The organism is Micromonospora sp. CNZ309 (assembly GCF_002846525.1).
The window spans coordinates 2,169,825-2,196,637 of record NZ_PJNG01000001.1; the positions used below are offsets into that span (position 1 = coordinate 2,169,825).

General features: G+C 70.5%; 19 protein-coding genes, 3 rRNA genes and 1 pseudogene. 10 read left to right on the top strand and 13 right to left on the bottom strand.

What is annotated here, in order from left to right:
• Positions 1 to 65: 65 nt before the first annotated feature.
• From CLT72_RS08800 to CLT72_RS08810, 3 genes and pseudogenes are all read right to left on the bottom strand, one after another.
• Positions 66 to 671, bottom strand: a complete 606-nt coding sequence (locus tag CLT72_RS08800) for a GerMN domain-containing protein (protein WP_101415044.1) — start codon at positions 669 to 671, stop codon at positions 66 to 68.
• Between the two features lie 65 nt (positions 672 to 736).
• A pseudogene (locus CLT72_RS08805) lies at positions 737 to 2,091 on the bottom strand (sensor histidine kinase).
• Positions 2,088 to 2,762, bottom strand: coding sequence for a response regulator transcription factor (locus CLT72_RS08810; RefSeq protein ID WP_088999853.1), 675 nt, complete (start codon positions 2,760 to 2,762; stop codon positions 2,088 to 2,090). Before CLT72_RS08810 ends, CLT72_RS08805 begins: the two are co-directional and overlap by 4 nt.
• Positions 2,763 to 2,936: 174 nt before the next feature.
• On the opposite strand from CLT72_RS08810, the gene CLT72_RS08815 reads away from it, so the two are divergent.
• The 3 genes from CLT72_RS08815 to CLT72_RS08825 are packed head-to-tail and all read left to right on the top strand — an operon-like array spanning position 2,937 to position 4,309.
• Positions 2,937 to 3,311 (top strand): GlsB/YeaQ/YmgE family stress response membrane protein, encoded by a 375-nt coding sequence (locus CLT72_RS08815; protein WP_101410694.1) that lies wholly within the window; start codon positions 2,937 to 2,939, stop codon positions 3,309 to 3,311.
• Positions 3,308 to 3,964 carry an STAS domain-containing protein gene (locus tag CLT72_RS08820; RefSeq protein WP_101410696.1) on the top strand — a complete coding sequence of 219 codons (657 nt, stop codon included), beginning with the start codon at positions 3,308 to 3,310 and terminating at the stop codon, positions 3,962 to 3,964. Before CLT72_RS08815 ends, CLT72_RS08820 begins: the two co-directional genes overlap by 4 nt.
• Positions 3,965 to 4,009: 45 nt before the next feature.
• Complete coding sequence (locus CLT72_RS08825; RefSeq protein WP_088999850.1) at positions 4,010 to 4,309, top strand: BON domain-containing protein; 300 nt, start codon at positions 4,010 to 4,012, stop codon at positions 4,307 to 4,309.
• Between the two features lie 37 nt (positions 4,310 to 4,346).
• On the opposite strand, the gene CLT72_RS08830 is transcribed toward CLT72_RS08825, so the two are convergent.
• On the bottom strand, positions 4,347 to 5,096 hold the full coding sequence (locus CLT72_RS08830) for a DNA-formamidopyrimidine glycosylase family protein (protein ID WP_101410698.1): 750 nt from the start codon (positions 5,094 to 5,096) through the stop codon (positions 4,347 to 4,349).
• An 83-nt stretch (positions 5,097 to 5,179) separates the two neighbouring features.
• Here CLT72_RS08830 and CLT72_RS08835 point away from each other — a divergent pair, with 83 nt between their 5' ends.
• Complete coding sequence (locus CLT72_RS08835) at positions 5,180 to 6,256, top strand: spore photoproduct lyase family protein (protein ID WP_101410700.1); 1,077 nt, start codon at positions 5,180 to 5,182, stop codon at positions 6,254 to 6,256.
• A gap of 149 nt (positions 6,257 to 6,405) precedes the next feature.
• On the opposite strand, the gene rrf is transcribed toward CLT72_RS08835, so the two are convergent.
• The 9 genes from rrf to CLT72_RS08880 form a co-directional block, all read right to left on the bottom strand.
• Positions 6,406 to 6,522, bottom strand: a 5S ribosomal RNA gene (gene rrf, locus CLT72_RS08840).
• 87 nt (positions 6,523 to 6,609) lie between these two features.
• A 23S ribosomal RNA gene (locus tag CLT72_RS08845) occupies positions 6,610 to 9,721 on the bottom strand.
• A 377-nt stretch (positions 9,722 to 10,098) separates the two neighbouring features.
• A 16S ribosomal RNA gene (locus CLT72_RS08850) occupies positions 10,099 to 11,613 on the bottom strand.
• The 16S, 23S and 5S rRNA genes sit together here, the layout of an rRNA operon.
• A gap of 631 nt (positions 11,614 to 12,244) precedes the next feature.
• Entirely contained in the window at positions 12,245 to 13,117 is an 873-nt protein-coding gene (locus tag CLT72_RS08855; RefSeq protein WP_101410702.1) for a DUF6807 domain-containing protein, read from the bottom strand.
• A complete protein-coding gene (locus CLT72_RS08860; RefSeq protein ID WP_101410704.1) occupies positions 13,114 to 13,752 on the bottom strand; it encodes a hypothetical protein in 639 nt (212 codons plus the stop codon). The genes CLT72_RS08855 and CLT72_RS08860 overlap by 4 nt, the downstream gene beginning before the upstream one ends.
• Positions 13,749 to 14,645, bottom strand: a complete 897-nt coding sequence (locus CLT72_RS08865) for a carbohydrate ABC transporter permease (protein WP_374208874.1) — start codon at positions 14,643 to 14,645, stop codon at positions 13,749 to 13,751. The genes CLT72_RS08860 and CLT72_RS08865 overlap by 4 nt, the downstream gene beginning before the upstream one ends.
• Positions 14,642 to 15,622 (bottom strand): carbohydrate ABC transporter permease, encoded by a 981-nt coding sequence (locus CLT72_RS08870; protein ID WP_101410706.1) that lies wholly within the window; start codon positions 15,620 to 15,622, stop codon positions 14,642 to 14,644. The genes CLT72_RS08865 and CLT72_RS08870 overlap by 4 nt, the downstream gene beginning before the upstream one ends.
• 27 nt (positions 15,623 to 15,649) lie before the next feature.
• Entirely contained in the window at positions 15,650 to 16,999 is a 1,350-nt protein-coding gene (locus CLT72_RS08875; protein ID WP_101410708.1) for an ABC transporter substrate-binding protein, read from the bottom strand.
• A 19-nt stretch (positions 17,000 to 17,018) separates the two neighbouring features.
• Positions 17,019 to 18,146 (bottom strand): LacI family DNA-binding transcriptional regulator, encoded by a 1,128-nt coding sequence (locus tag CLT72_RS08880; protein ID WP_101410710.1) that lies wholly within the window; start codon positions 18,144 to 18,146, stop codon positions 17,019 to 17,021.
• A 239-nt stretch (positions 18,147 to 18,385) separates the two neighbouring features.
• Between CLT72_RS08880 and CLT72_RS08885 the strand changes: the two genes are divergently transcribed.
• The 6 genes from CLT72_RS08885 to CLT72_RS08910 all read left to right on the top strand — a co-directional run bounded on the left by CLT72_RS08885 (position 18,386) and on the right by CLT72_RS08910 (position 26,749).
• Positions 18,386 to 19,714, top strand: a complete 1,329-nt coding sequence (locus tag CLT72_RS08885) for a Gfo/Idh/MocA family protein (protein ID WP_101410712.1) — start codon at positions 18,386 to 18,388, stop codon at positions 19,712 to 19,714.
• Between the two features lie 30 nt (positions 19,715 to 19,744).
• Positions 19,745 to 21,169 (top strand): glucuronate isomerase, encoded by a 1,425-nt coding sequence (gene uxaC, locus CLT72_RS08890; protein WP_101410714.1) that lies wholly within the window; start codon positions 19,745 to 19,747, stop codon positions 21,167 to 21,169.
• Positions 21,166 to 22,470, top strand: a complete 1,305-nt coding sequence (locus tag CLT72_RS08895; RefSeq protein WP_101410716.1) for an enolase C-terminal domain-like protein — start codon at positions 21,166 to 21,168, stop codon at positions 22,468 to 22,470. The genes uxaC and CLT72_RS08895 overlap by 4 nt, the downstream gene beginning before the upstream one ends.
• Positions 22,461 to 23,951, top strand: a complete 1,491-nt coding sequence (locus CLT72_RS08900) for a mannitol dehydrogenase family protein (RefSeq protein ID WP_101410718.1) — start codon at positions 22,461 to 22,463, stop codon at positions 23,949 to 23,951. Before CLT72_RS08895 ends, CLT72_RS08900 begins: the two co-directional genes overlap by 10 nt.
• Entirely contained in the window at positions 23,948 to 25,192 is a 1,245-nt protein-coding gene (locus CLT72_RS08905) for a Gfo/Idh/MocA family protein (RefSeq protein WP_101410720.1), read from the top strand. Before CLT72_RS08900 ends, CLT72_RS08905 begins: the two co-directional genes overlap by 4 nt.
• 171 nt (positions 25,193 to 25,363) lie before the next feature.
• Positions 25,364 to 26,749, top strand: coding sequence for a pectate lyase family protein (locus CLT72_RS08910; RefSeq protein ID WP_101410722.1), 1,386 nt, complete (start codon positions 25,364 to 25,366; stop codon positions 26,747 to 26,749).
• The last annotated feature ends 64 nt before the right edge of the window (positions 26,750 to 26,813 follow it).

Genomic DNA, 26,813 nt, shown 5'->3' on the forward strand with positions numbered 1-26,813 from the left:
TCCTAACGGCCGACGGGGAAGCCGACGGGAAGGCCGAACGGGGCCGCCGCCGTCGCGGCGGTCCGTCAGCGGGGGGCGACGAGGCCGGCGTAGTCGTCGGCGGCGAGGGGTCGCCGCGACAGCGAGCCGTCGGCGCGCGGCACCCCCAGCGGGGCCCCGCCCCGGAGGAAGGCCACGGTGTCGACGTCGGAGCGGGCGGTGAGGGTGCAGACGATCTGGCCGAAGGCGAGGACCTCGTCGCTGCGGCCCGTCTCGTCGCCGGTGCCACCGAGTTCCACGTCGACCTCGGTGCCGCGTGGCCGGGCGGTGGCCACCGGCACGGCCCCGGGCAGGGCCGTCGTGAGCCCGGTCTCCCGTTCGGCGGGGGTCGGGCCGGCCAGCAGGTGCTGGAGCTGGGCGTCGACGGTGGGCGTGCCGTCGACGCGACGCTCGACGCGGACCAGCCGGTCGTCGCGGACGAAGCAGAGGACCGCGGTCGTCCGACCCGTCGCCAGGGTGGGGCTCGGCGTCGCGGCGATCGTCCCCGGCGACGGGAACGGGCCGGGCGGAGGTGCCACGGTGCGCGGGGCGTCCTCGGTCGGCACGCCGCAGCCGGCCAGCAGCGCCAGGACGACGAGCGCGCCGCCGACGCCGCGCCACCGGCCCGACCGCCACGTCCACCGGGGGGACACCGGCGACGGGCTCGCGGGCGGGCGGCCGGTCACGGCGGGCGGCCGGCGCGCGGGCGTACGGGCGGTCACGACAGCACTCCGGGCAGCTCGACCCGGAAGCAGGCGCCCCCGCCGGGGCGGTCGCCCGCGCTGGCCCGCCCCCGGTGCGCGGCGACGTGCTCGGCGACGAGCGCGAGCCCGAGCCCCGTGCCGTCGCCGTCGGCGCGCGAGTGCGCGGCCCGGCCCCGGACGAAGCGGTCGAAGATGATCTCCCGATCCTCCGGTGGCACGCCCGGCCCCTCGTCGTCGACCTCGACGATCCCCGTGCCGTCGCGCTGCGACAGCCGTACGGCCACCGGCCCGCCGCCGTGGCGCAGCGCGTTGTCGACCAGATTGGCCAGGATCTGCTCGACCCGACGCTCGTCGACCAGCCAGGTGGGGGCGACGTCCCGCTCGACCCGCACGAGGGTGTCGGGCAGCCCGCGTGCCTGGCAGGCCCGGCGGGCCAGCGCCGCCACGTCGACCGGCGTCCGGTCGACCGGCTGGTCGCTGCGGGCGAGCTGGATGAGGTCGTTGACGAGCTGCTGGAACCGGGTGATCTCGTCGGCCACCAGCCCCGCCGCGGTGGCGGTGCGCTCGTCGAGGTGCGCCCGGCGGCGGGCCAGGACGCTGGCGGCGGCCGACAGGGTCTGCAACGGCGAGCGCAGCTCGTGGCTGACGTCGGCGGCGAAGCGGCGGTCCCGCTCGATGCGGCGCGAGAGCTGGTCGACCATGTGGTTGAAGGACGTGGAGAGCCGGGTCAGATCGGGGTCGGTGGTCGCCGCGAGCCGGGCGGAGAAGTTGCCCGACGCGATCTCCTGTGCGGCGTCCGCCACCGCCGTCAACGGCCGCAGGCTGTGCCGGGTGGCGTACCAGCCGAGGGCCGCGCCGGAGCCGGCGACCACGATCGCCACGGCGGTCAGCGCGAGCGCCAGGACCTGCAGGGTCTGGTCCAGCTCCCGCAGCGACGTCAGCTCGTAGTAGCTGGTGGAGGGCGCCAGCGGCAGGCCGACGAGCAGGGTGGGCTGGCCGTTGACCCGGACCCGCTGCACGGCCGGTTCGCCGGCGTGGACGAGCCGTTGCAGGTCGACGGGGATGGCGGCGGTCAGGCCGGCGTCGGCCGTACGGGCGTACCAGTCGTCCCCCGGTGCAGCAGCGGGCGGCGGATCCCGCCGGTGTCGAGCGACCGCAGCACCTCCACCACGTCGGGGTCCTCCGTGTCCAGGCCGGTACGCACCACCGCCGCGTCGAAGTACGCCGCCCGCACCGCCGTGCGCTCCCGCTCGTCGAGCAGCGACCGCCGGGTCAGCTCGTACGAGACCAGCGCCATGGAGGCCGACAGCAGCAGCGCGCCGACGGCGAAACCGGCGGACACCCGGGCCCGCAGTCCGAGCCGCCTCACCGGGTCAGCTTGTAGCCGAGGCCGCGCAGGGTGACCAGGTGCCGGGGATTGCCCGGATCGTCCTCGATCTTCTGCCGCAGCCGCCCGACGTGCACGTCGACGAGCCGCTCGTCGCCGGTGTCGTAGCCCCAGACCCGTTGCAGCAGCTGGTGGCGCGACAGCACCCGGCCGGCGTGCTCGGCCAGCTCGCACAGCAGCCGGAACTCGGTACGCGTGACCGGCACCGGCTGCCCCGCCAGGCGTACCTCCCCGGCGTCCGGGCTGATCTCCAGCTGCCCGAACGTGAGCACCGGGACGGGGTCGGGCGCCGCCCGGGCCCGACGCCGCAGGGCGCGCAGCCGCGCCGACAGCTCCTTGATCGCCACCGGCTTGACCACGTAGTCGTCGGCCCCCGCCTCCAGCGCCGCGACGATGTCGTGGGTGTCGTCGCGGGCGCTGACCACCACGATCGGCACGTCGTCCTCGCGGCGCAGCCGCCGGATGCACTCGAAGCCGTCCAGGCCCGGCAGCATCAGGTCGACCAGGACGGTGTCGGCCGGTTCCTGGCGCTGCCTGAGCAGCCCCTCCTCGGCGCTGGCCACGCCCCGGACGCGGTAGCCCTCGTCCTCGAGCGCGAGCAGCAACGCCAGACGGATCCGGTCGTCGTCCTCGATCACCAGCACGTCCGTCATACCGGCATCATCCCCAAGGCGACGAGCGCCGCCCAACCGTGTCCGGCGTTCAGCGGTTTTGTCACGCAACTGTCATACAACCGCGTGGCCTGCGCCACGGGCGACGCCGAGGGTGGTGGGGCACGCCCGTGGTCCGGCCCTGCCGGCCGACCGGTCCCGGAGGAGGGGATCAGAATGACCGTCGCCGGTATCGTCACGGCGCTCGCCGTCGGTCTCCTCGTCGCCGGGGTGGGCTGGTGGATCACCCCGCGCCGGCGGGAGGTGCCGCTCTGGCTGGCTCTGGTGGCGGGGATCGTCACCGCGCTGCTCGGCGTCATCCTGGCCCGCATCGTCGGCCTCGACACCGACCGGTCCGGCGCGTGGCGCGTCGCTGTGCCGGCCGGTTCGGCCGTCCTCGGCGTCGTCCTCGTGGCCGCCACGGCCGGCGGCCCGCGACGCTCCGCCGCCGCGCCGCGGGGCACGGGGCCGGACCTCGACACCGCCCAGACGCCGCCGGTCGCGGGCCGGCGGATGGCACGGCCCGACCTCCCGTGGAGGAAGACACCATGACCGTCGTACCGGACGAGCACCTGATGACGTTGATCTGCGACAACTGCGGGGACACGACCACGGGCACCGCGTGCGTCCTGCCCGACGCCGAGGTCGTCTGGACCCTGGTGGCCGAGCACGGCTGGAGCGGCTCGCCGTTCGCCACCGGCCCGCACCGCTGCCCCCGGTGCAGCCTGCCGGGTCTCGACGTCGGGGGCGACACGGTCGGGCAGGGCGGGCAGCCGGGCGGCGGTGTGCTGGGCGTCGACCACCTCGACGACGTCGCGGTGGTCACGGCCGCCGGCGACATCGACGCCGACGCCGCTGACGAGCTCCGGTCCGCCCTGCGGCAGGCCGTGGACGTCTGCGGGCACGTGGTGGTGGACCTGACCCGCGTCCATCTCATCGACGCCGCCGGTCTCGGGCTGCTCGTCCGGGCGCACCGCGACGCCCGCGAGCGCGGTGCCGTGCTCTGCCTGGCGGCCCCGTCCCGCTTCATCCGCACCGTGCTGCACACGATGCGGCTCGACGGTTTGTTCCCGATCTTCGCGAGCCCGCAGGAGGCCCTGCGCCGGCTATCCCCCGGTGGGGCCGGCGAACTGGCGGCCGTCGTCGCCGGGCCGGAGCCGCGCGGGCTCTCCCCGTCGGTCATGACCGACGCGTCGTCCCGCTGACCGATCCCGGCCCCGGGGCCGGCAGAGCACCGAGAGGAAACACCCATGCTCATCCCCTGGCCGTACCCGGACGAGGGCGCGTCCCACCCGCAGCCGCCGGGCCCCTCGCCGGACGACGAGGACGGCCGGCTGGCGGCGCTGGTCGCCCAGCGGTTGAGCAGCGACTGGACCACCCGCCGCCAGCAGATCGTGGTGACCGTGCAGAACCGCGTCGTCATCCTGGCGGGCATCGTGGCCGGCCCGGACACCCGGCGGGTGGCCGGCGAGATCGCCTGGGACGTCGAGGGCGTCGTCGACGTGTGCAACGCCCTGCGGCTCGCCGACTCCCGTCGGTTCCGCCGCTGACCGTCGGCCGCGCTTGACGCCGACGGGCGGGCGCGGGTCACGCGGCGGGCTGGTCGACCGGGCAGGCGTACGCCGTGCGACCGCCCAGCTGCCAGGTGCGCATTGGCGCGCCGCAGCGCCGGCAGGCCGGGCGCTTGTACACCCACCGCTCGTCGGGTGCCGCCGGGTCGCTGACCACCTGCCCGGCGTCGCGCCCCAACGCCAGGTACCCGACGGCGAGCTCCCACAGCAGGCGGGCCGGCGCCGCCCCGACCGCCCGGGTGTCCGGGTCGAGGCCCGCGAGGAAGAGCAGTTCCGCCCGCCCGGCGTTGCCGAGGCCCGCCCACACGGCCTGGTCGAGCAGGGCCGCGCCGACCGCGCCACGGGCGGCGCCGAGCCGGCGTACCGCCTCCTCGGCGTCGGCGTCGGCGCGCAGCGGGTCGGGGCCGAGGGAGGCCCGCAGCGCGCGTTCGCCGTCGTCCGGCAGCGGTTCGCAGCGGATGGGCGCGATCAGGTCGTACGCGACGCCGGCGCCGGCCAGGCGCAGCCGGACGCCCGTGCGGGGCGGGACGGTCGGGTCGTCGTGACGCAGGAACAGGCCCCGCATGCCGAGGTGCACGTGCAGGGCCGGCGCGTCGTCTACGTGGTAGAGCAGGTGCTTGCCGTACGCCTCGACGGCGCCCAGCCGCCGCCCGTCGTACGGTCGGACGTCCAGGCGGCCCTGCGGGCTGGACGCGGCGAGGACCTGCCCGGCGAGCGCGGCGTGCTGCTCGCGCGCGTACCGGTGGATGAGGTGGCCCTCGGGCATGCGTGCGGGTACCCGGGGGTGGGGCACGAAAACCGCAGGTCAGACGGGGGAACACCGGTGCCCGGTCCGCGGTTGTCCCCTTCGTGACCGACGCTGCCCCGCACCCACGGCTGTTCGACATCCGGCGGATCTACGTGGAGCCGGAGGCTGCCGCCCTGCCCCGTGGGCGGGCCGTGCTGGAGCGTTTTCCCGACGCGGAGCGGGTGGAGGTCGACAGCCACTCCCGCATCCCCGAGCTGTACGGGGACGAGACCAACGTCGCCCGCTGGGTACGGATCAAGACGGAGGCGCTGGTGCTGGGGGTCAAGAAGTCCCTCACCGCCCGCCCGAACGGCCGCTCGGCCGACTTCATCGCCCCGTCGACCGCGAACGGCTGCGCGATGGCGTGCGCCTACTGCTACGTGCCTCGACGCAAGGGCTACAGCAACCCGGTGACGGTCTTCGCCAACATCGACCGGATCGGCGGATACCTGCGCCGGCACGTCGGCCGGCAGGGCGTCAAGGGCGAGCCGAACCAGTGCGACCCGGCCGCCTGGGTGTACGACATCGGCGAGAACTCCGACTGCTCGCTGGACGCCCGGATCTCCGACAACGTACGGGACCTGGTGACGCTGTTCCGGGACCTGCCGACGGCGAAGGCCACGTTCGCCACGAAGCACGTCAACCGTGAGCTGCTCGACTGGGATCCGCGGGGTCGTACCCGCGTCCGGTTCTCGCTGATGCCGGCCCGGGACGCGAAGCTGCTCGACATCCGCACCTCCCCGGTCGCCGAGCGGCTGGCCGCCATCGACGACTTCGTCGCGGCCGGCTACGAGGTGCACGTCAACTTCAGCCCGGTGGTGGTCCGTGACGGGTGGCTGGACGACTGGGCGGAGCTGCTCGACCAGCTCGACGATGCGCTCGGGCCCGCCGCCAAGGCGCAGCTCGCCGCCGAGGTCATCTTCCTGACCCACAACGACCGGCTGCACGAGGTGAACCTCGGCTGGCACCCGAAGGCCGAGCAGGTGCTCTGGCGGCCCGAGATCCAGCAGCCGAAGCGGTCGCAGACCGGCGGCTGGAACGTCCGCTACCGCACCGGCGCCAAGGGCGCCTACGTGTCGGCGCTGACGGACCTGATCGCCGCGAAGGCGCCGTACTGCCGCGTCCGCTACGCGTTCTGACGGCCCTTCCGCCGTGCCCGGTCGAGCTTCGCTTTCCGGCCCGCCTCCGGCTTTCGGCTTGCCTTCGGCTTTCGGCTCGCCGTGAGCCGCGAAAGGGCCCGTAACGCAGTTCAGGGCCACCCCGAAGGGTGACCCTGAACCGAAAAATTGTCCGGCGGCGTCCTACTCTCCCACACCCTCCCGAGTGCAGTACCATCGGCGCTGGAGGGCTTAGCTTCCGGGTTCGGAATGTAACCGGGCGTTTCCCCTCCGCCATGACCGCCGTAACTCTATCGACATATCAAACAACACCACACACCGCGTGGTCTGTTGTTCGTTTATCGAGAGTTGCACAGTGGACGCGTAGCAGCTTAGTAGTCAAGTCCTCGGCCTATTAGTACCGGTCAACTGAACCCGTTACCGGGCTTACATTTCCGGCCTATCAACCCAGTCGTCTAGCTGGGGGCCTTACCCCCACAAAGTGGGGTGGGATACCTCATCTTGAAGCGAGCTTCCCGCTTAGATGCTTTCAGCGGTTATCCCTTCCGAACGTAGCTAACCAGCCGTGCCCCTGGCGGGACAACTGGCACACCAGAGGTTCGTCCGTCCCGGTCCTCTCGTACTAGGGACAGCCCTTCTCAAGTATCCTACGCGCACGGCGGATAGGGACCGAACTGTCTCACGACGTTCTAAACCCAGCTCGCGTACCGCTTTAATGGGCGAACAGCCCAACCCTTGGGACCTGCTACAGCCCCAGGATGCGACGAGCCGACATCGAGGTGCCAAACCATCCCGTCGATATGGACTCTTGGGGAAGATCAGCCTGTTATCCCCGGGGTACCTTTTATCCGTTGAGCGACACCGCTTCCACTCGCAAGTGCCGGATCACTAGTCCCGACTTTCGTCCCTGCTCGACCTGTCAGTCTCACAGTCAAGCTCCCTTGTGTACTTGCACTCAACACCTGATTGCCAACCAGGCTGAGGGAACCTTTGGGCGCCTCCGTTACCCTTTAGGAGGCAACCGCCCCAGTTAAACTACCCACCAGACACTGTCCCTGAACCGGATAACGGTCCGAAGTTAGATACCCAAATCAACCAGAGTGGTATTTCAAGATTGCCTCCACCCATACTGGCGTATGGACTTCACCGGCTCCCACCTATCCTACACAAGCTAACTCAGATACCAATGTCAAGCTATAGTAAAGGTCCCGGGGTCTTTCCGTCCTGCCGCGCGTAACGAGCATCTTTACTCGTAATGCAATTTCGCCGGGCCTGTGGTTGAGACAGTGGGGAAGTCGTTACGCCATTCGTGCAGGTCGGAACTTACCCGACAAGGAATTTCGCTACCTTAGGATGGTTATAGTTACCACCGCCGTTTACTGGCGCTTAAGTTCTCCGCTTCGCCCCCGAAAGAGCTAACAGGTCCCCTTAACGTTCCAGCACCGGGCAGGCGTCAGTCCATATACATCGAATTACTTCTTCGCATGGACCTGTGTTTTTAGTAAACAGTCGCTTCCCCCTGCTCTCTGCGGCCATACAACGCTCCACCCGCGCGGGGCTTCACGTCTCCGGCCCCCCTTCTCCCTAAGTTACGGGGGCAATTTGCCGAGTTCCTTAACCACAGTTCGCCCGATCGCCTCGGTATTCTCTACCTGACCACCTGTGTCGGTTTGGGGTACGGGCCGCTAAGAACTCGCTAGAGGCTTTTCTCGGCAGCATAGGATCACTGACTTCACCTGAATCGGCTCGGCATCACGTCTCAGCCTCCATGTGTTGCGGATTTGCCTACAACACGGCCTACACGCTTACCCCGGCACAACCACCGGCCGGGCTCAGCTACCTTCCTGCGTCACCCCATCGCTTGACTACTACCCGCCAGGTTCCCACGCTCCCCAACCTTGATCCGAAGATCGCAGCCGGTTCGGATGGTTAGCACAACGAGGTTCATCAGGGACGCTCTTTCGCGGGTACGGGAATATCAACCCGTTGTCCATCGACTACGCCTCTCGGCCTCGCCTTAGGTCCCGACTCACCCAGGGCGGATTAGCCTGGCCCTGGAACCCTTGGTCATCCGGCGGAAGGGTTTCTCACCCTTCTTTCGCTACTCATGCCTGCATTCTCACTCGTGCCGCGTCCACAACTGGGTCACCCCGCTGCTTCACCCCCGGCACGACGCTCCCCTACCCATCCACACACCTGCACAACACATCAAGGCGCTGCAAGGTTAAAATGTGAATGCCACAGCTTCGGCGGTGTGCTTGAGCCCCGCTACATTGTCGGCGCGGAACCACTTGACCAGTGAGCTATTACGCACTCTTTAAAGGGTGGCTGCTTCTAAGCCAACCTCCTGGTTGTCTATGCGACCCCACATCCTTTTCCACTTAGCACACGCTTAGGGGCCTTAGCTGGTGATCTGGGCTGTTTCCCTCTCGACTACGAAGCTTATCCCCCGCAGTCTCACTGCCGCGCTCTCACTTACCGGCATTCGGAGTTTGGCTGATTTCGGTAAGCTTGTGGGCCCCCTAGACCATCCAGTGCTCTACCTCCGGCAAGAAACACGCGACGCTGCACCTAAATGCATTTCGGGGAGAACCAGCTATCACGGAGTTTGATTGGCCTTTCACCCCTAACCACAGGTCATCCCCCAACTTTTCAACGTTGGTGGGTTCGGCCCTCCACGCGGTCTTACCCGCGCTTCAGCCTGCCCATGGCTAGATCACTCCGCTTCGGGTCTAGGACACGCGACTGAATCGCCCTATTCAGACTCGCTTTCGCTACGGCTCCCCCACACGGGTTAACCTCGCCACATGCCACTAACTCGCAGGCTCATTCTTCAAAAGGCACGCCGTCACCCCGCAAGGCTCCGACGGATTGTAGGCGAACGGTTTCAGGTACTATTTCACTCCCCTCCCGGGGTACTTTTCACCATTCCCTCACGGTACTCGTCCGCTATCGGTCACCAGGAAGTATTCAGGCTTACCAGGTGGTCCTGGCAGATTCACGGCAGATTTCAGGGGTCCGCCGCTACTCGGGAACACCCACAGAAGGTCAGCAACTTTCACCTACCGGACTCTCACCGTCTACGGTCAGCCATTCCAGACTGTTCGACTAGCCACTGACTTTGTAACTTCTCGAACGAGTGTCAGCTCGCTCAGCAGGGTCCCACAACCCCGACCACGCAACCCCTGACAGGTATCACACGCAGCCGGTTTAGCCTCAATCCGCTTTCGCTCGCCACTACTCACGGAATCACTATTTGTTTTCTCTTCCTACGGGTACTGAGATGTTTCACTTCCCCGCGTTCCCCCCATACACCCTATGTGTTCAGGTGTAGGTGACTGGACATGACTCCAGCCAGGTTTCCCCATTCGGACACCCTGGGATCACAGCTTGGTTGACAGCTCCCCCAGGCCTATCGCGGCCTCCCACGTCCTTCATCGGCTCCTGGTGCCAAGGCATCCACCGTTCGCCCTTGACAACTTGACCACAAAGATGCTCGCGTCCACTGTGCAATTCTCAACAAACGACCAACCCACAACCCGAACAGTGCGACACCAAACCCGACAACCGCCGGCGGTATGCCACACCAGGCCATGCCTGGCAACCAACTCCACCCACAGGCGAAGCAATGGCTCCGAAAAAACAACCCAGAGGTTGTTCCTTCAGGACCCAACAGGGTGCTTAACGCCGAACCCCAGCCGCACCAGGAGGAACCGTTCCACACCACCCCGAAGGATGGCCGTACTAGGTATCCCGGCCGTTGCCAGCATCCGACTCACCAGTGTCTCCGCCATTGAGCACCCCGACCCGACATTCGCGGACCGCGGGCTCCTTACCGACTTTCGTCGGAAGGTGCTCCTTAGAAAGGAGGTGATCCAGCCGCACCTTCCGGTACGGCTACCTTGTTACGACTTCGTCCCAATCGCCAGCCCCACCTTCGACGGCTCCCTCCACAAGGGTTGGGCCACCGGCTTCGGGTGTTGCCGACTTTCGTGACGTGACGGGCGGTGTGTACAAGGCCCGGGAACGTATTCACCGCAGCGTTGCTGATCTGCGATTACTAGCGACTCCGACTTCACGGGGTCGAGTTGCAGACCCCGATCCGAACTGAGACCGGCTTTTTGGGATTCGCTCCACCTCACGGTATCGCAGCCCATTGTACCGGCCATTGTAGCATGCGTGAAGCCCTGGACATAAGGGGCATGATGACTTGACGTCATCCCCACCTTCCTCCGAGTTGACCCCGGCAGTCTTCGATGAGTCCCCGCCATAACGCGCTGGCAACATCGAACGAGGGTTGCGCTCGTTGCGGGACTTAACCCAACATCTCACGACACGAGCTGACGACAGCCATGCACCACCTGTGACCGCCCCCGAAGGACCTGCCATCTCTGACAGTTTTGCGGCCATGTCAAACCCAGGTAAGGTTCTTCGCGTTGCATCGAATTAATCCGCATGCTCCGCCGCTTGTGCGGGCCCCCGTCAATTCCTTTGAGTTTTAGCCTTGCGGCCGTACTCCCCAGGCGGGGCGCTTAATGCGTTAGCTGCGGCACAGGGAACCGGAGAGGCCCCCCACACCTAGCGCCCAACGTTTACAGCGTGGACTACCAGGGTATCTAATCCTGTTCGCTCCCCACGCTTTCGCTCCTCAGCGTCAGTATCGGCCCAGAGACCCGCCTTCGCCACCGGTGTTCCTCCTGATATCTGCGCATTTCACCGCTACACCAGGAATTCCAGTCTCCCCTACCGAACTCTAGCCTGCCCGTATCGACTGCAGGCCCGCAGTTGAGCTGCGGGTTTTCACAGTCGACGCGACAAGCCGCCTACGAGCTCTTTACGCCCAATAAATCCGGACAACGCTCGCGCCCTACGTCTTACCGCGGCTGCTGGCACGTAGTTGGCCGGCGCTTCTTCTGCAGGTACCGTCACTTACGCTTCGTCCCTGCTGAAAGAGGTTTACAACCCGAAGGCCGTCATCCCTCACGCGGCGTCGCTGCATCAGGCTTCCGCCCATTGTGCAATATTCCCCACTGCTGCCTCCCGTAGGAGTCTGGGCCGTGTCTCAGTCCCAGTGTGGCCGGTCGCCCTCTCAGGCCGGCTACCCGTCGTCGCCTTGGTAGGCCATCACCCCACCAACAAGCTGATAGGCCGCGAGCCCATCCCAGGCCGAAAAACTTTCCACCACCAACCATGCGGTCAGAGGTCCTATTCGGTATTAGCCCCGGTTTCCCGGGGTTATCCCAAAGCCTAGGGCAGGTTGCTCACGTGTTACTCACCCGTTCGCCGCTCGAGTACCCCGAAGGGCCTTTCCGCTCGACTTGCATGTGTTAAGCACGCCGCCAGCGTTCGTCCTGAGCCAGGATCAAACTCTCCAACAAAAACTTGTTGAAAAACTGTCCCGACAACAAAAAGTGTTGCCAAAGGAATCCAAGACCAACAAACCACCGAAACGGTCTGCCAGCCAAGGGGTATAAATCAATTTGGCACTGGCTTATCAAGCACCCTGTTGAGTTCTCAAAGAACAACCACACACCGCCCGGAAACCCCACACCGTGGAGCCCCCGACCCGGGGCATTTCGTTCACATCCCCGCCGCTTCCCGCGCCGGGCACTTTTACTACGTTACCCGGTGATTCCCGCCGTGTCAAACCGCTTCGCAGCGATCCGCACCACTTCAATCGCATTTCCGGGCATCCCGGAAATGCCGGCTCTCGCCGACGATTTTCGGGAAGTTCGGCAGACCGGCCGCTCCGCGGTCAACCCGCGAGCTCGCCCGGCTCCCTGCCGATCGTGAACCTTACCCGGTCGGTTCCGCCTCACCAAATCCGCCTCGCGGCGGATCCGGGGCACCGCCCGGTCCGGGCACCGGCGGGTGTGACACCCCCGGCCCCGAAGCTCATTGCCGCGCCCGGCCTTCCGGAGCATCGCCCCGGTTCGTCCGTTCCGCGCTGGCAGAGAGAAAGTTACGCCCACGCGACAAGATCGTCAAATCCGGGGCGGGCGGCCCCCGTCACACCGTCTCGCCGGCCGCCAACGCGGCAGCGGCCGCCCGGTCGAGCGCACCGTCCGCGACGACCACCCGGTGCCGCCCGACGCGGCTCGTACCCGCGCCGATCACCCGCGGCCGTTCGAAGGCGAACGCCACGCAGACGCCGGGATACATCGCGGTACGGACGAACCAGCGGTCGCCCTCCCCCAGCCCCGCCAGCACGAGCGTGTACGCCGCCCCGTGCGGAGCGGTGCCGGAGAAGGCCAGCCACGCGGCCGCGCTGCCGTTGACCGCTTCCTCCCCCTCGGCGGTGGCGGTGCACACCCGCGCGGGTGTCGCGCTCGCCGCCCGCCAGAAGAAGCCGCCGTAGCCGGCGCCGCCCGGGCGTCCGTTGGTCGCCGGGCTGCCCAGGCTCACCTGCCGGTCGACGGGGGCGGTCAGCGTGTAGTCGACGTCGAGGGCCCAGGCCCGCTCGCCGACCCGCCGCGCGGCCAGCTCGCGCCGCTCGGTGAGCAGCACCGCCCCGTCCCGGTCACGCCACTCCAGCCGGTGCGCCAGCCGTCGCGGGTCGCGGACGTCCCACGCGGTGTGCGCGATCCGGCCGTGGTCGTCGCGCCACGTGTAGCCGGCGTCGCGGACGTAGGTACGCCCGCCCCAGAGGTTGGTGCCGTCGACGTCCTGCACGGCCAGGGACGCGCCGAGGTGCCAGACGTGGTCGGCGGGGAACGCGTCGGTGACCACGGTTCCGCCGAGGGTCCGTACGGGGTGCAGGTACGGACGGGGGCCGTGCCGGGGGTCGATCGCCGGGTCGACGACGTACCGGGCCACCGGCACGCCGTCCACGCTGAGCTGCCGGTCGGGCTCGGTCCCGGCAGGGCCGACGTGCCCGGTCACGACTGACCCACCGGGCTGAGCACGGTCCGCCGGGCGACCGCGTGCAGGGCGGCGACCACGTAGCCGGCGAGGATCGGCACCGCGACCGGGGTGACCATCACCGCGAGCAGCGCGGCGACGACGCCGACCCCGCCGGCGGCGGCCCAGGTGCCGGGGCGGGCACGGCAGGCGACGGCCGCGGCGCGGGCGGCGGCGCGCCACCCGCGCCCGCCGCGGCGACCGACCTCGACCACGACCAGCGCGGCGTACCCGGCCAGGGCGGCGGCCACGCCGACGGTGACCAGGAGCAGCGGTGCCCCGCCGGGAACCCGGCCGCCGGCCAGCGCGGCGACGTCCACGGCGAGCAGCCAGAGGGCGGCGACCGCCAGCAGGCTCACCCCGGCACCGGGCAGCAGGGCCCGGCCGTAGCGGGTCAGGTTCTGCCGGGCCGAGGGCCAGGTTCCGGTGCTGTACCGGTCGTGCACCGCCGCGCTCGCCGCGGCGACGGACGCTGCCGCGGTGAGCACCGGCAGCGCCGCCAGGGTGAGGGCGATGCCGAGCACGGCCAGGTCGGTGGCGTCGGTGAGCACGTCGCGCCAGTCGCGATGGGCCGGCGCGTCGTCCGGGCCCGGCCCGGCGTCGGGGTGCGGCCTCATCCCTTGAGCCCGCTCGTGTTGATGCCCTCCACCAGCATGCGCTGGAAGGCCACGAAGAACAGGAACACCGGCAGCAACGACAGCACCGACATGGCGAACATCGGGCCGACGGCGCTCTGGCTCGTCGAGTCGATGAACAGGGTCAGCGCCACCGGCACCGTGTAGTCCTCGAGGTCGGAGAGGAAGACGAGCTGGCGGAAGAAGTCGTTCCAGGTCCAGATGAACGAGAAGATCGCCGTGGTGACCAGCGCCGGTCGGCTCAGCGGCAGGATCACGTGCCGGAAGATGCCGAAGGCGTTCGCACCGTCGATCTTCGCGGCCTCGTCGAGTTCGCGCGGGATGCCCCGCATGAACTGCACCATGAGGAAGACGAAGAACGCCTCGGTGGCCAGGAACTGCGGGATCAGCAGGGGCAGGTACGGCCACTCGCCGCCGACCAGGCCGAGGCTGCGGAACAGGATGTACTGCGGCACGATCAGCACGTGACCGGGCAGCAGCAGCGTCCCGATCATGACGGCGAACCAGACGCCGCGCAGCCGGAACCGCAGCCGGGCGAAGGCGTACGCGGCGAGCAGGCAGGAGACCCCGTTGCCGATCACGGTCAGCAGGCTGACCATCGCGCTGTTGAGGAAGAACCGGCCGAAGCTGAAGTCGAAGTTGGTCCAGCCGTCGGCATAGTTGCCGGGGGTGAACTCGTTCGGCAGCAGGCCGATGTTGTTGACGATCTCCTCCTGGCTCTTCAGGGACGTACCGATCATCCAGAAGAGCGGGTAGAGCACGACCGCGACGATCGCGATCAGGATGAGCAGGCGCAGGGCCTGCCCGCCGCCCGCGCGGCGCGGACGCCGCGGGCGGGTCGCCGCCGGCGTCACCGGGGTTGCCGTCGCCGTCACCGGTCCTCCCCGTCGGAGTAGTGCACCCAGAACCGCCCGGTGCTGAAGAAGATCGCTGTGATGATCGCGATGGCGACCAGGAAGACCCAGGCCATCGCCGAGGCGTAGCCCATCTCCAGGTCGGTGAAGCCCGTGATGTAGAGGTTCAGCGTGTACATCAGGGTGGAGTCGACCGGGCCGCCGGTGCCGTTGCTGAGCACGAACGCGGCGGTGAAGCCCTGGAAGCCGTTGATGGTCTCCAGCACCAGGTTGAAGAAGATCACCGGCGAGAGCATCGGCAGGGTGACGGCGACGAACTGCCGCCACTTGCCGGCGCCGTCGACGGAGGCCGCCTCGTAGAGCTCGGTGGGCACCTGCTTGAGACCGGCAAGGAAGATCACCATGGGCGCGCCGAACTGCCAGATGGCGAGCACCATCAGGGTCTCCAGGGCCCAGTCGGGGTCGTTGACCCACGGCTTGCCCTCGATGCCGAAGACGGCCAGCAGCGAGTTGAACGCGCCCTCGCGGTTGAACATGTTGACCCAGACGATGGCGAGCGCGACGCTGCCGCCGAGCAGCGACGGCAGGTAGAACAGGCCGCGGAACAGCCCGACGCCCCGCCAGGCGCGGTTGAGCAGCAGGGCCACGCCGAGCGCGGCGGCCAGCTTCAGCGGCACGGCGACCAGGGCGAAGGTGAGCGTCACCCGCACCGAGTGCCAGTACGACGTGTCGGCGGTGAACATCCGCTCGTAGTTGGCGAATCCGACCCACTCCACCTCGGAGAAGGGGGTGAGGATGTCGTAGTTCGTGAAGCTCAGGTAGAGCGACAGGAGCATGGGTATCGCCGTGACGGCCATCAGGCCGAGCAGCCAGGGCGACAGGAAGACGTAGCCGGCCAGACCGTCGCCGTGCCGGGTCCGCCCGACCCCGCGCCTGTCGGCGGGGGTCGGGACGGATCCGGTACGTCGGGTCGGGTCGGGCGCCGTGGTCAGAGCCACGAGCCGGTTCCTCTCCGTAGCGTCAGGTCAGGCGATGGCGGACTTGCAGGCGGCGATGAACTGCTCCGCCGCCTGGGCGGAGCTGATCCGGCCGTACTGCGCGTTCTCGGCGGCCTTGATCAGCTCGGCGCGGACCTTGCTGTGTCCCTTGAGCGGCACCTGCGGCGCCTCGCCGAACTTCTGCGCCAGGTCGGACTCCACCTGGATCGACTGCTTCATCGCCGGGTCGGTGACGTCGTCGCTGACCACCCGGCGCAGGTCCAGGTTGGACGGCAGGCCCCGGTCGGTGCCGAGGATCTTGACCGCCTCGGGGTCGTTGGCCAGGAAGTTGATCACGTCGACCGCGACGTCCTTGTGCTTGCTGCCCTTGAAGACCGACCAGTACATGGAGGCGCGGGCCCACTGGGCGCTCGGGTCGCCCGGGTAGGCGATGACACCCAGCTCGTCCTTGGTGTTCTTCTTCAGCTCCGGCATCTGGTTGACCCAGACCCAGCTGGTGCCGGCCTTGCCGGTGACCACGAGCTGCTTGGTGATGTCGGTGGCGTTGCCCTCGTGGATGACGTCGGGGGTCGGGGTGGCGCCCCGGTCCCGGGCGCCCTTCCACAGGTCGAACCACTTCGTCACGTCCTCGGCGGTGAAGCCGAGCTCCCTGCCCTTGTAGAGGTCCTTGCCCTGCTGGCGCAGCCACACCCAGAACGCCTTGTAGTCGGCGCTCGGGTCCTGGGTGCCGGGCACCTTGGTCTTCTTCGCGACCTGCTCGGCCCAGGCGATGTGTTCCTCCCAGGTCATGCCGGTGGTCGGCTCGGGCAGCCCGTTCTTCGTCAGCAGCGTCTTGTTGTAAACCAGGCCCTGGGTGTTCTCCCCCGAGGCCAGGCCCGCGAGCTTGCCGTCGACCACGCCGTACTGCCACAGGCTCTTCGGGAACTTCGACACGTCGAGGTCGCCGGAGTCCTTGTAGGGCGTCAGGTCGAGGGTGGTGCTGCGGGAGGCGTACTCGGCCAGGTAGTTGTCGTCGATCTGGAACAGGTCCGGCGGGTTGCCGCCGGCGGTGAGGGTCGCCAGCTTGTCGAAGTAGCCCTGGTTGGCCTGCCAGGTCTTCTCGAAGGTGACGTTCGGGTGTTTCTTGGTGTAGAGGGCGAGGGCCTCCTCGGTCAGCTTGGCCCGGGCCTCACCGCCCCACCAGAAGACCGAGAGCTTGACCGGGGCGTTCGGGTCGGTGCTGGCCTCCTCGTCGCCGCCGCATCCGGCGGCACCGAGGACCAGGGGTAGGGCGACGACCGCGGCGAGCAGGCCGCGGATCAACCGCCGTCGGCGGACGGGGGTACGGTGAACGGGCACGGCCTGCGTGCCAGTGGTGGGGGGCGTGGCGGGGTGCATGTGCGCTCACTCCTTGGCGTTAGGAGGCGACGACGCCACCGGTGGCCGCGGTCGGGCGACCCGGGCCCGCAAGGCGATGCGGGCCCGGGACGACCAACCCGGCGTCGGGACGGTTCCGACCGTCCGCCGGCGCGGCGGCGGTCGAGTCGCGGATGACCAGTTCGGTCTGGAGCATTACCTGTGCGGTGGTACGACGGTCGTCGCTCGTGACACCCCGACCGCCGCGTGAGCCACGGGCGGCGACGGTGTCGTGTTGCAGAAGCATGTCGACGGCCGTCCGGCCGGCGGCCGCGTTGGGCGTGGCCACCGTCGTCAACTTGGGCCGGGTGAGCCGGCTGAGGGCGATGTCGTCGATGCCGACGACGCTCACGTCCTGCGGGACGCGCAACCCGAGGGTGTCGAGCCCTTCGATCAGGCCGATCGCCATCAGGTCGTTGTAGGCGAGGACCGCCGTGGCCTCGCTGCGGCGGACCTGCTCGGCGAGGGCCGCGCCGCCGGTCTCGGTGGGCTGGTTGGGCCCGAGCACGGTGAACTCGGCGCCGCCGGCCCGCGCCGCGCCGCCGGCCGCCCGGCGGATCTCCCGGCTGGTCCACGAGCCGCGCGGCCCGCTGAGCAGCGCGATGCGCCGGTGACCGAGGCCGAGCAGGTGCTCGACGGCCGAGCGGGCGCCCTGCCCGACGTCCATGGTGACGCACGGCAGGCCGGCGACCTGCCGGTTGATCACCACCAGCGGCACTTCGCGGCTGAGCTGTTCGATCATGCTGTTGCTCATCCGCGGGCTGCACAGCAGCACCCCGTCCACCTGCTTGGCCAGCGCGTGGACCAGCTCCTCCTCGGCGATCGGGTCCTCGTTGGTGTCGGCCACGAAGACGTGGTAGTCGCGTTGGCGGGCCTGGCTCTCCGCCGCCTTGATCAGCGGCGGGAAGAACGGGTTGGCGATGTCCGCGATGATCAGCCCGATGTTGTGCGTACGGCCGGTGATCAGGGCGCGGGCGGCGCGGTTGGGCCGGTAGCCGAGTTCCTCGGCGCAGGCCAGCACGCGGCCCCGGGTCTCCGGGTTGACCAGGTGCGGGGCCGAGAACGTGCGGGAGACCGTGGAGATGTGCACGCCGGAGGCCCGGGCGACGTCTCGGATGGTGGCTGGCACGGCGGGGCCCTTCGTCCAGTGTGGCTGGGGTCACGTCAGGTGTCGCCAATTAATGCAAACGGTTGTGCCGGTGTCAACGGGCGATGGTTACGGATTCGTTTCGTCCGCGCTCCCACCATGCGCTCAAATCCCTATCAAAGCGGATCTATGCCGCCGGTTTGGCATCGATCGTTGACGTCGCCAGGCGGCTCGTGGTTATTTCGCTGCAAACCTTTGCAGCAACACGGGAGGCGGTCGCCATGTCGTCCAGCACCGGTCAGCGGGTCCGCCACGCCCTCGTCGGCACCGGCTCGCGCGCCGAGATGTTCGTCCGGGCGCTGGTGCGCGACCACGCCGACACCGCCGAACTCGTCGCGTTCGCCGACGTCAACCAGGCCCGCATGGACGCCCACAACCGGTGGCTCGGCGAGCTGGGGCACCCGCCGGTACCGACGTACCGGGCCGACGACCTGGCCGCCATGCTCGGCAAGGAGCGCGTCGACGTGCTGGTGGTGACGAGCGTGGACGACACCCACGCCGCGCACATCGACACGGCGCTGCGTGCCGGCTGCGACGTCATCACCGAGAAGCCGATGACCGTCGACGCCGCCGGCTGCCGGCGGATCCTCGACGCGGTCGCCGACACCGGCCGGCAGGTGCGGGTCGCGTTCAACTACCGCTACAACCCGTTGCACGAGAGGCTGCGCGAGCTGCTGGCCGAGGGCGCAGTCGGCGAGGTGGGCTCGGTGCACTTCGAGTGGCTGCTCGACGTGCGGCACGGCGCCGACTACTTCCGCCGCTGGCACCGCGACAAGGCGCACTCCGGCGGGCTGATGGTGCACAAGGCCGGCCACCACTTCGACCTGGTGAACTGGTGGCTGGACGCCACCCCCGTCGAGGTCTACGCGTCCGGCCGGCTGTTCTTCTACGGCGAGGCCGGCCGCCGGCACGGCTACGCGCGCGACTACGACCGGGCGCACGGCTCCCCCGCCGCCGACGACGACCCGTTCGCGCTGCGCCTCGACGCGCACCCGAAGCTGCGCGAGCTCTACCTCGACGCCGAGGCCGAGGACGGCTACCGGCGCGACCGCAACGTGTTCGCCCCGGGCGTGGACATCGAGGACGACATGGCGGTGCTGGCCCGCTACTCCACCGGGGCGACGATGACCTACCACCTCACCGCGTACGCCCCCTACGAGGGCTACCGGGTGATGGTCAACGGCAGCCGGGGCCGGCTGGAGCTGGAGGTCGTGGAGAGCGACCACGTCAGCCCGGCGTCCGCCGGGGCGCTCAAGGGCGCGGCACTGCACGGCGACGAGGCCGCCGCCGAGGCCGGCTCCGCCACGCTGACCCTGCGGCCGTTCTGGGCGCCGCCGCGGGTCGTACCCGTGGTGGGGCACACCCGCTCCGGGCACGGCGGCGCCGACGCCCGGATGGCGCGGGTGCTGATCGGCGGGGAGGCGGACCCGATGGGGCGGGCGGCCACCGCCCGCGACGGCGCCCTCGCCCTGCTCACCGGGCTGGCCGCGAACCGGTCCTTCACCACCGGCGCCCCGGTCCGGGTCGCCGACCTGCTCGACCTCCCCTGAGCCGCGCACACCTTCCGAGGAGCCCCATCCGTGCCCACGACCGACCTGCTCTTCCCCGCCGACCCCGCGCAGCGCGCGGTGGCCCGCCGGTTGTACGCGCTCGCCGCGCCCCAGCCGATCATCTCCCCGCACGGGCACGTCGACCCGGCGATCCTGGCCGAGGACCGCCCGTTCCCGGACCCGGCGCGGCTGCTGATCGTGCCCGACCACTACCTCACCCGGATGCTGCTCAGCCAGGGCGTCCCCCCGGCGGAGCTGGGCGTGCCCACCGTCGACGGCAGCCCCACCGAGCCCGACGGGCGCACCATCTGGCGGCGCTTCGCCGCGCACTGGCACCTGTTCCGGGGCACCCCCTCCCGGCTCTGGCTGGAGCAGACCTTCATCGACGTGTTCGGGGTGCACAGCCGGCTCTCCCCGGCCACCGCCGACGCCGTCTACGACGAGCTGGCGGCCCGCCTCGCCGAGCCGGAGTTCCGGCCCCGGGCGCTGTTCGAGCGGTTCGGCATCGAGGTGCTCGCCACCACCGAGTCGCCCCTGGACGACCTCGGGCAGCACGCCAAGCTCGCCGCCGACGGCTGGGGCGGGCCGGGCGGACGGGTGATCACCACGTTCCGGCCGGACAACGTGGCCGACATGGAGTTCGACGGCTGGGCCGGCAACGTCGCCCGGCTCGGCGAGATCACCGGCGAGGACACCGGCACGTACGCCGGCTATCTGGCGGCGCTGCGTCGGCGGCGGGAGGCCTTCATCGCGGCGGGCGCCACCTCGACCGACCACGGCCACCCGACGGCGCGCACCCTGGCACTGGGCGCGGACGAGGCGGCGCGCCTGTACGACAAGGGCCTGCGCGGGCTCGCCGACGCTGCCGACGCGGAGACGTTCCGGGCGCACATGCTGCTGGAGTTCGCCCGGATGTCGCTGGACGACGGGCTCGTCATGCAGTTGCACCCCGGCGCGGTGCGCAACCACAACCGCTGGCTGTACGCGCGCCACGGCCGCGACGTCGGCGGCGACCTGCCGCAGGCCACCGAGTACCTGCACGCGCTGACCCCGCTGCTGGACGCGTACGGCAACGACCCGCGGCTGCGGGTGGTGCTCTACACCCTCGACGAGTACACCTTCAGCCGGGAACTCGCCCCGCTGGCGGGCGGGTACGCCGCCCTGTACCTGGGTGCGCCGTGGTGGTTCCTGGACTCGCCCGAGGTGCTGCGCCGCTTCCGCGAGTCCGTCACCGAGTCCGCGGGCTTCTACAACACCGCCGGTTTCGTCGACGACACCCGCGCGTTCTGCTCCATCCCGGTACGCCACGACGTGGCCCGCCGGGTCGATGCCGCCTACCTGGCCCGGCTGGTCACCGAGCACCGGCTCGGCGAGGACGAGGCCGCCGAGACCATCGTCGACCTGGCGTACCGGCTGCCGAAGAAGGTCTTCAAGATCGGAGAAGATGTCCTGTGAGTGTCACCGTCACCGCCGTCGACGTGCACGACGTGCGGTTCCCGACCGCCGCCGCGGGCGACGGATCGGACGCGATCAACCGGGGCGACTACTCGGCCAGCTACGTCGAGCTGCGTACCGATGCCGGCGTCACCGGGGCCGGGTTCACCTTCACCAACGGTCGCGGCAACGAGCTGACCTGCGCGGCGATCCAGGCCCTCGCCCACCACGTGACCGGCCGCACCGTCGAGGAGATCTTCGCCGACCCGGTGGCGTTCTGGCGCTCGCTCAGCGCCGACGTGCAGCTGCGCTGGCTGGGCCCCGAGAAGGGGGTCATCCACATGGCCACCGGCGCGCTGGTCAACGCGGTCTGGGACCTGCGGGCCAAGCTGGCCGGCAAGCCGATGTGGCAGCTGCTCGCCGAGCTGCCCACCGAGGAGCTGGTGGCCAGCGTCGACTTCCACCACATCACCGACGCCATCACCCCGGACGAGGCGGCGGCCATCCTCGACAAGGGGCTCGTCGGGCTGGACGAGCGCCGCGCCGGGCTGGAGCGCGACGGCTTCCCGTCGTACACCACGTCCGTGGGATGGCTGGGCTACCCCGACGACAAGGTCCGGGCGTTGACCCGGCAGGCGTACGCCGACGGCTGGCGGGCCATGAAGATGAAGGTCGGCGGTCCGCCCGCCGACGACCTGCGCCGGGCGCGGATCATCCGGGAGGAGATCGGGCCGGACGCGCTGCTGATGATGGACGCCAACCAGGTCTGGGACGTCGACGAGGCGATCACCAACATGGCCGCGCTGGCGGAGGTGGACCCGTACTGGATCGAGGAGCCGACGCACGCCGACGACATCCTCGGGCACGCCCGGATCGCGCGCGCGGTGACGGGGCTGACCGACGGCCGCTGCCGGGTCGCCACGGGTGAGGTGGCCGCCAACCGGGTCATCTTCAAGCAGTTGCTCCAGGCCGAGGCGATCGGCGTGATGCAGATCGACGCCTGCCGGGTCGGCGGCGTCAACGAGGTCCTCGCCGAGATCCTGATGGCGGCGAAGTTCGGGGTGCCGATCTGCCCGCACTCCGGCGGCGTGGGCCTGTGCGAGTACGTGCAGCACCTGGCGGTCTTCGACTACCTGCGGGTCGGCACCAGCCTCGACGGCCGGATGGTCGAGTACGTCGACCACCTGCACGAGCACTTCGTCGACCCGGTGCGTACCCGCGGGGGGCGCTACCTGCTGCCGACGGCCCCCGGCTACAGCGCCACCATGAAGCCGGAGTCGATCGCCGAGTTCCGCTTCCCGGACGGGCCGGTGTGGCGGTGACCGCCGGCGCCGCCCGGCTCGGTCTCGGCACGCTGCGCCGGGTGCCGACCGACAGCCGCCCGCTGCTGCGCCCGGGCAGCGCGCCCGCCGGGATCGTCCACCTCGGGCTGGGCGCGTTCCACCGCGCCCACCAGGCCGTCTACACCGAGGAGGCGATGGCGCGGGCCGGGGGCGACTGGGGCATCGTCGGCGTGGCGCCGCGCAATCCCGACGTGGTGACGACGCTGGCCGCGCAGGACAACCTGTTCAGCGTCACCACCAGCAGCGGCGAGGGCTGCCACACCCGGGTGGTCGGCGCGCTGGCGGGCACCCGGCACGCCGCGGGCGACCCGGCCGCCGTGGTGGCGCTGCTGGCCGACCCGGCGATCCGGGTGGTCACCCTCACCGTGACGGAGAAGGCGTACCAGCTCGACCCGGTGACCGGCCGGCTGCGGCCCGACCCGGAGGTCGCCGCCGACCTGCGCACCGACCGGGCGCCGGTCACCGTGCCGGGCCTGCTGCTGCGGGGGCTGCTCGCCCGCGCCGCCGCGCAGGGACCGCCGCTGGCCCTGGTCAGCTGCGACAACCTGCCCGCCAACGGCCGCCGGCTGCGCGGCCTGGTCGAGCAGTCGGTGGCGTACGCGGGGGTGCCGGAGCCACTGGCCGACTGGGTACGCGAGTGCGTCAGCTTCCCCGGCACGATGGTCGACCGGATCGTGCCGGCCAGCACGGCGCGGACCCTCGCCGACGCGGAGCGGGCGCTGGGGGTGACCGACCTGGCGGCGGTGGTGGCCGAGCCGTACCGGCAGTGGGTCATCGAGGACGACTTCCCGGGCGGCCGGCCGGCCTGGGAGCGGGCCGGTGCGGTGCTCACCACGGACGCGGGGCCCTGGGAGCGGCTGAAGTTGCGCGCCCTCAACGGCGTGCACTCGGCCGCCGCCTACCTGGGGGCGCTGGCAGGCCGGGAGACCATCGCCGACGCGCTGGCCCTGCCGCACCTGACGACGGTGCTGCGGCGCCTGGTCGCCGAGGACGTGGCGGCGAGCTTCGACCCGCCCGAGGGGGTCTCGGTCGTCGCGTACGGTGAGGAGGTGCTGACGCGGTTCGCCAACCCGGCGATCCGCCACCGCACCCTCCAGGTGGCGATGGACGGCTCGCAGAAGCTGCCGCAGCGGGTCCTGCACACGATCGCCGACCTGCGGGCCGCCGGGCGGTCGGCGCACTGGGCCACGCTGGTGGTGGCCGCCTGGCTGCGCTTCGCCCAGGGCCACGCCGACGACGGCAGCCTCCTGCCGCTGGCCGACCCGCTCGCCGAGGAGATCCGCGCGGCGCTCGCCGCCGCCCCGCGTACCCCCGCCGGGGCGGTCGACGCGGTGTTCGGGCTGCGCGAGGTCTTCCCCGCCGAGGTGGCCGCCGACGACGACGTACGCGCCGAGGTGGCCGGGTGGCTGGCCGCCCTGGAGCGGCACGGGGTGACCGCGACGCTGGCGGGTGCCCGGTGACGGCCGCCGCGCCGGGACGGGCCGGGTCGCCCCCGGCCGGCGCGGTGCCCCGGGTCGCCGTCGTCGGGGCCAACGGGCACGGGCGCTGGCACCGGCGGGTCGTCGCGCCCCTGCACGCCGCCGGGCGGCTGCGGCTGGTCGCCCTGGTCGACGTACGCCCGATCGAGGACGACCCGGCGGCGCCGGTGCCGGACGGCACGGCGGTGCACACCGACCACCGGGAGATGCTGCGCACGGCCCGGCCGGACGTGGTGGTGGTCTGCACCCCGCCGCACACCCACCTGCCGATCGCGCTGGACGTCCTCGCCGCGCGCGCCGACCTGCTGCTGGAGAAGCCTCCGGTGCTCTCCGCCGCCGAGCACCGGGAGCTGGCCGCCGCTCTCGCCGCGACGGGCCGGGCGTGCCAGGTGGGCTTCCAGGCGCTCGGCTCGGCGGCGCTGACGGAGCTGACCGACGCGGTGCGGGCCGGACGGCTCGGCACCGTCACCGGCATCGCGACGGTGGCGGCCTGGCAGCGCCCCGACGCCTACTACGCGCGGGCACCGTGGGCCGGGCGGCGGACGCTGCACGGCCGGCCGGTGCTGGACGGTGCCCTGGCCAACCCGCTGGCGCACGCGGTCATGCAGTGCCTGGCGGTAGCCGAGGCGACCGGGGACGGGCCGGTGGAGCCGACGCGGATCGAGGTGGAGCGCTACCGGGTCCGGCCGATCGAGGTGGACGACACCGCGACGCTGCGGGTGTCGTCCCGCTCGGGGCCGCCGATCGTCGCGGCGGTGACCCTGGCCGGCGAGGACTTCGTCGCCGGCGAGGTGATCGTGACCGGCACCGCCGGCCGGGCGGTGCTGGAGTACCCGACCGACCGGTTGCTGCTGCCCGGCGACGCCGGGCCACGCGAGGTGCCCGGCCGGCGCGGGCTGTTGGAGAACCTCCTCGACCACCGCGCCGATCCGGGCGTGCCGTTGATCGCGCCGCTCGCGCGGACCGCCCCGTTCAGCACGGTGCTGGAGGCGGTCACCACCGCACCGGAACCGACCCCGCTGGGCGGCGACCTGGTCACCGCCACGGGCGACGGCCCGCAGCGGGTACTGACCGTGCGCGGGATCAACCGGCTGCTGCGCCGGGCGGCCGAGGAGAGGGCGCTGCTGTCGGAGCTGGCGGTGCCGTGGGCGGTGGCGCCGCACCGCAGGGACCTGACCGGGCAGGAGGGACCGCAACGCACTGCAACTGAACCGCCCGCCTGACGCGGGTCCATATCGGACATAGCGGCGTCATCCCGACCCGGAGCGGTCGGGACGATGCCGGCCGATCGGATCAATTGCAACACTTCTGCACACGCTGCTCATTGACTCGCATAAATCGTGAAACCTACCGTTGCCCCATATCGAACAGGCGACGAACAGGTGGTCCGATAGATGTGGAAGCAGACACTGGGCGCGGCGACGATCGCCGTGGCGCTCGCGGCGACGTCCGGGAGCGCGGCGGCGGCCCCGGACGGCGGGGCCGCTCCGGCTCCGGACGGCGCGGCCGCCACGACCGGCGGGCTCTCCTGGGCCGCCCGGCACCTGGGTCGGCAGGCGCTGCCGGCCGGGGACGGCTGGGCGGCCGAGGGGACCGGCACCACCGGCGGCTCGGCGGCGACGCCGGAGCAGGTGCACGTGGTCGCCAGCCGCGCCGAGCTGGTCGCGGCCCTCGGCGGCGACAACGCCACCAACCGGGGCAACGCCACCCCGAAGATCATCTACGTCCGGGGCGAGGTCGACGGCTTCGAGGGGCCCGACGGGAGCACGCTCGACTGCGCGGACCTCGCCGATCCGGAGTACTCGCTGCCGGCGTACCTCGCGGCGTACGACCCGGCGGTCTGGGGGCGGGTGGCGCCGAGCGGGCCACTGGAGGCGGCGCGGGTGCGCTCGGTGACCAACCAGACCCGGCAGACCCAGATCAACGTGGGCCCGAACACCACCATCGTCGGCCTGGGCGGCGCCCGGCTGACCGGCCTGACGCTGATGCTCGACGGGGCGCACAACACCATCGTGCGGAACCTGACCTTCGACGACGCCCGGGACTGCTTCCCCGCCTGGTCGCCGACCGACGGCGAGGCCGGCAACTGGAACTCGCAGTACGACCAGATCTCGGTGCGCCGCGGCGAGCACGTCTGGATCGACCACAACACCTTCACCGACGGCGACAACCCGGACAGCGGCCAGCCCGTGCACTTCGGCCGGCCGTACCAGGTGCACGACGGGTCGCTGGACGTCACGCACACCGCGAGCCTGGTGACCGTCTCGTACAACCGGTTCGTCGGGCGGGACAAGGTCATGCTGATCGGCTCGTCCAACACCGTCGGCCCGGACGTCGGGCGGCTGAAGGTGAGCCTGCACCACAACCTCTTCGACGGGGTCCTCCAGCGGCTGCCCCGGGTGCGCTTCGGCCAGGTCGACGTGTGGAACAACCACTACCGGCTGGGCGGCGACGGGTTCGCGTACGCGATCGGCGTCGGGGTGCAGTCGGCCGTGGTCGTCGAGAACAACTACTTCAGCCTCGGCGCCGGCGTCGCGGCCGACGAGCTGCTGTACGACTGGGGCGGCACCGCCGTCACCACCCGGGGCAACTGGGTCCGCGCCGCCGGCGACCGGGCCCGCCCGGTCGACCTGGTGGGCACGTACAACGCGGTGCACGAGCCGGACCTGGCCCCGGACGCCGGCTGGACGCCGACCCTTCGACGCGGCCCCGTGCTGCCGGCACCCACGGTGCCGGTGGTCGTGGGGGCGCTGGCCGGCGCGGACCGGCTGCCCCTGTAGGACGCGGGCCAGGCGAGCTGGACCGACCACCAGGTCCAGGCGCGGGTCAAGCGGCTGTCGTTCG

Coding starts and splice junctions, on each gene's coding strand:
- CLT72_RS08810 (WP_088999853.1), bottom strand. CDS start 2,762: ATGACGGACGTGCTGGTGATCGAGGACGACGACCGGATCCGTCTGGCG.
- CLT72_RS08815 (WP_101410694.1), top strand. CDS start 2,937: ATGACCGTCGCCGGTATCGTCACGGCGCTCGCCGTCGGTCTCCTCGTC.
- CLT72_RS08820 (WP_101410696.1), top strand. CDS start 3,308: ATGACCGTCGTACCGGACGAGCACCTGATGACGTTGATCTGCGACAAC.
- CLT72_RS08825 (WP_088999850.1), top strand. CDS start 4,010: ATGCTCATCCCCTGGCCGTACCCGGACGAGGGCGCGTCCCACCCGCAG.
- CLT72_RS08830 (WP_101410698.1), bottom strand. CDS start 5,096: ATGCCCGAGGGCCACCTCATCCACCGGTACGCGCGCGAGCAGCACGCC.
- CLT72_RS08860 (WP_101410704.1), bottom strand. CDS start 13,752: ATGAGGCCGCACCCCGACGCCGGGCCGGGCCCGGACGACGCGCCGGCC.
- CLT72_RS08875 (WP_101410708.1), bottom strand. CDS start 16,999: ATGCACCCCGCCACGCCCCCCACCACTGGCACGCAGGCCGTGCCCGTT.
- CLT72_RS08885 (WP_101410712.1), top strand. CDS start 18,386: ATGTCGTCCAGCACCGGTCAGCGGGTCCGCCACGCCCTCGTCGGCACC.
- CLT72_RS08910 (WP_101410722.1), top strand. CDS start 25,364: ATGTGGAAGCAGACACTGGGCGCGGCGACGATCGCCGTGGCGCTCGCG.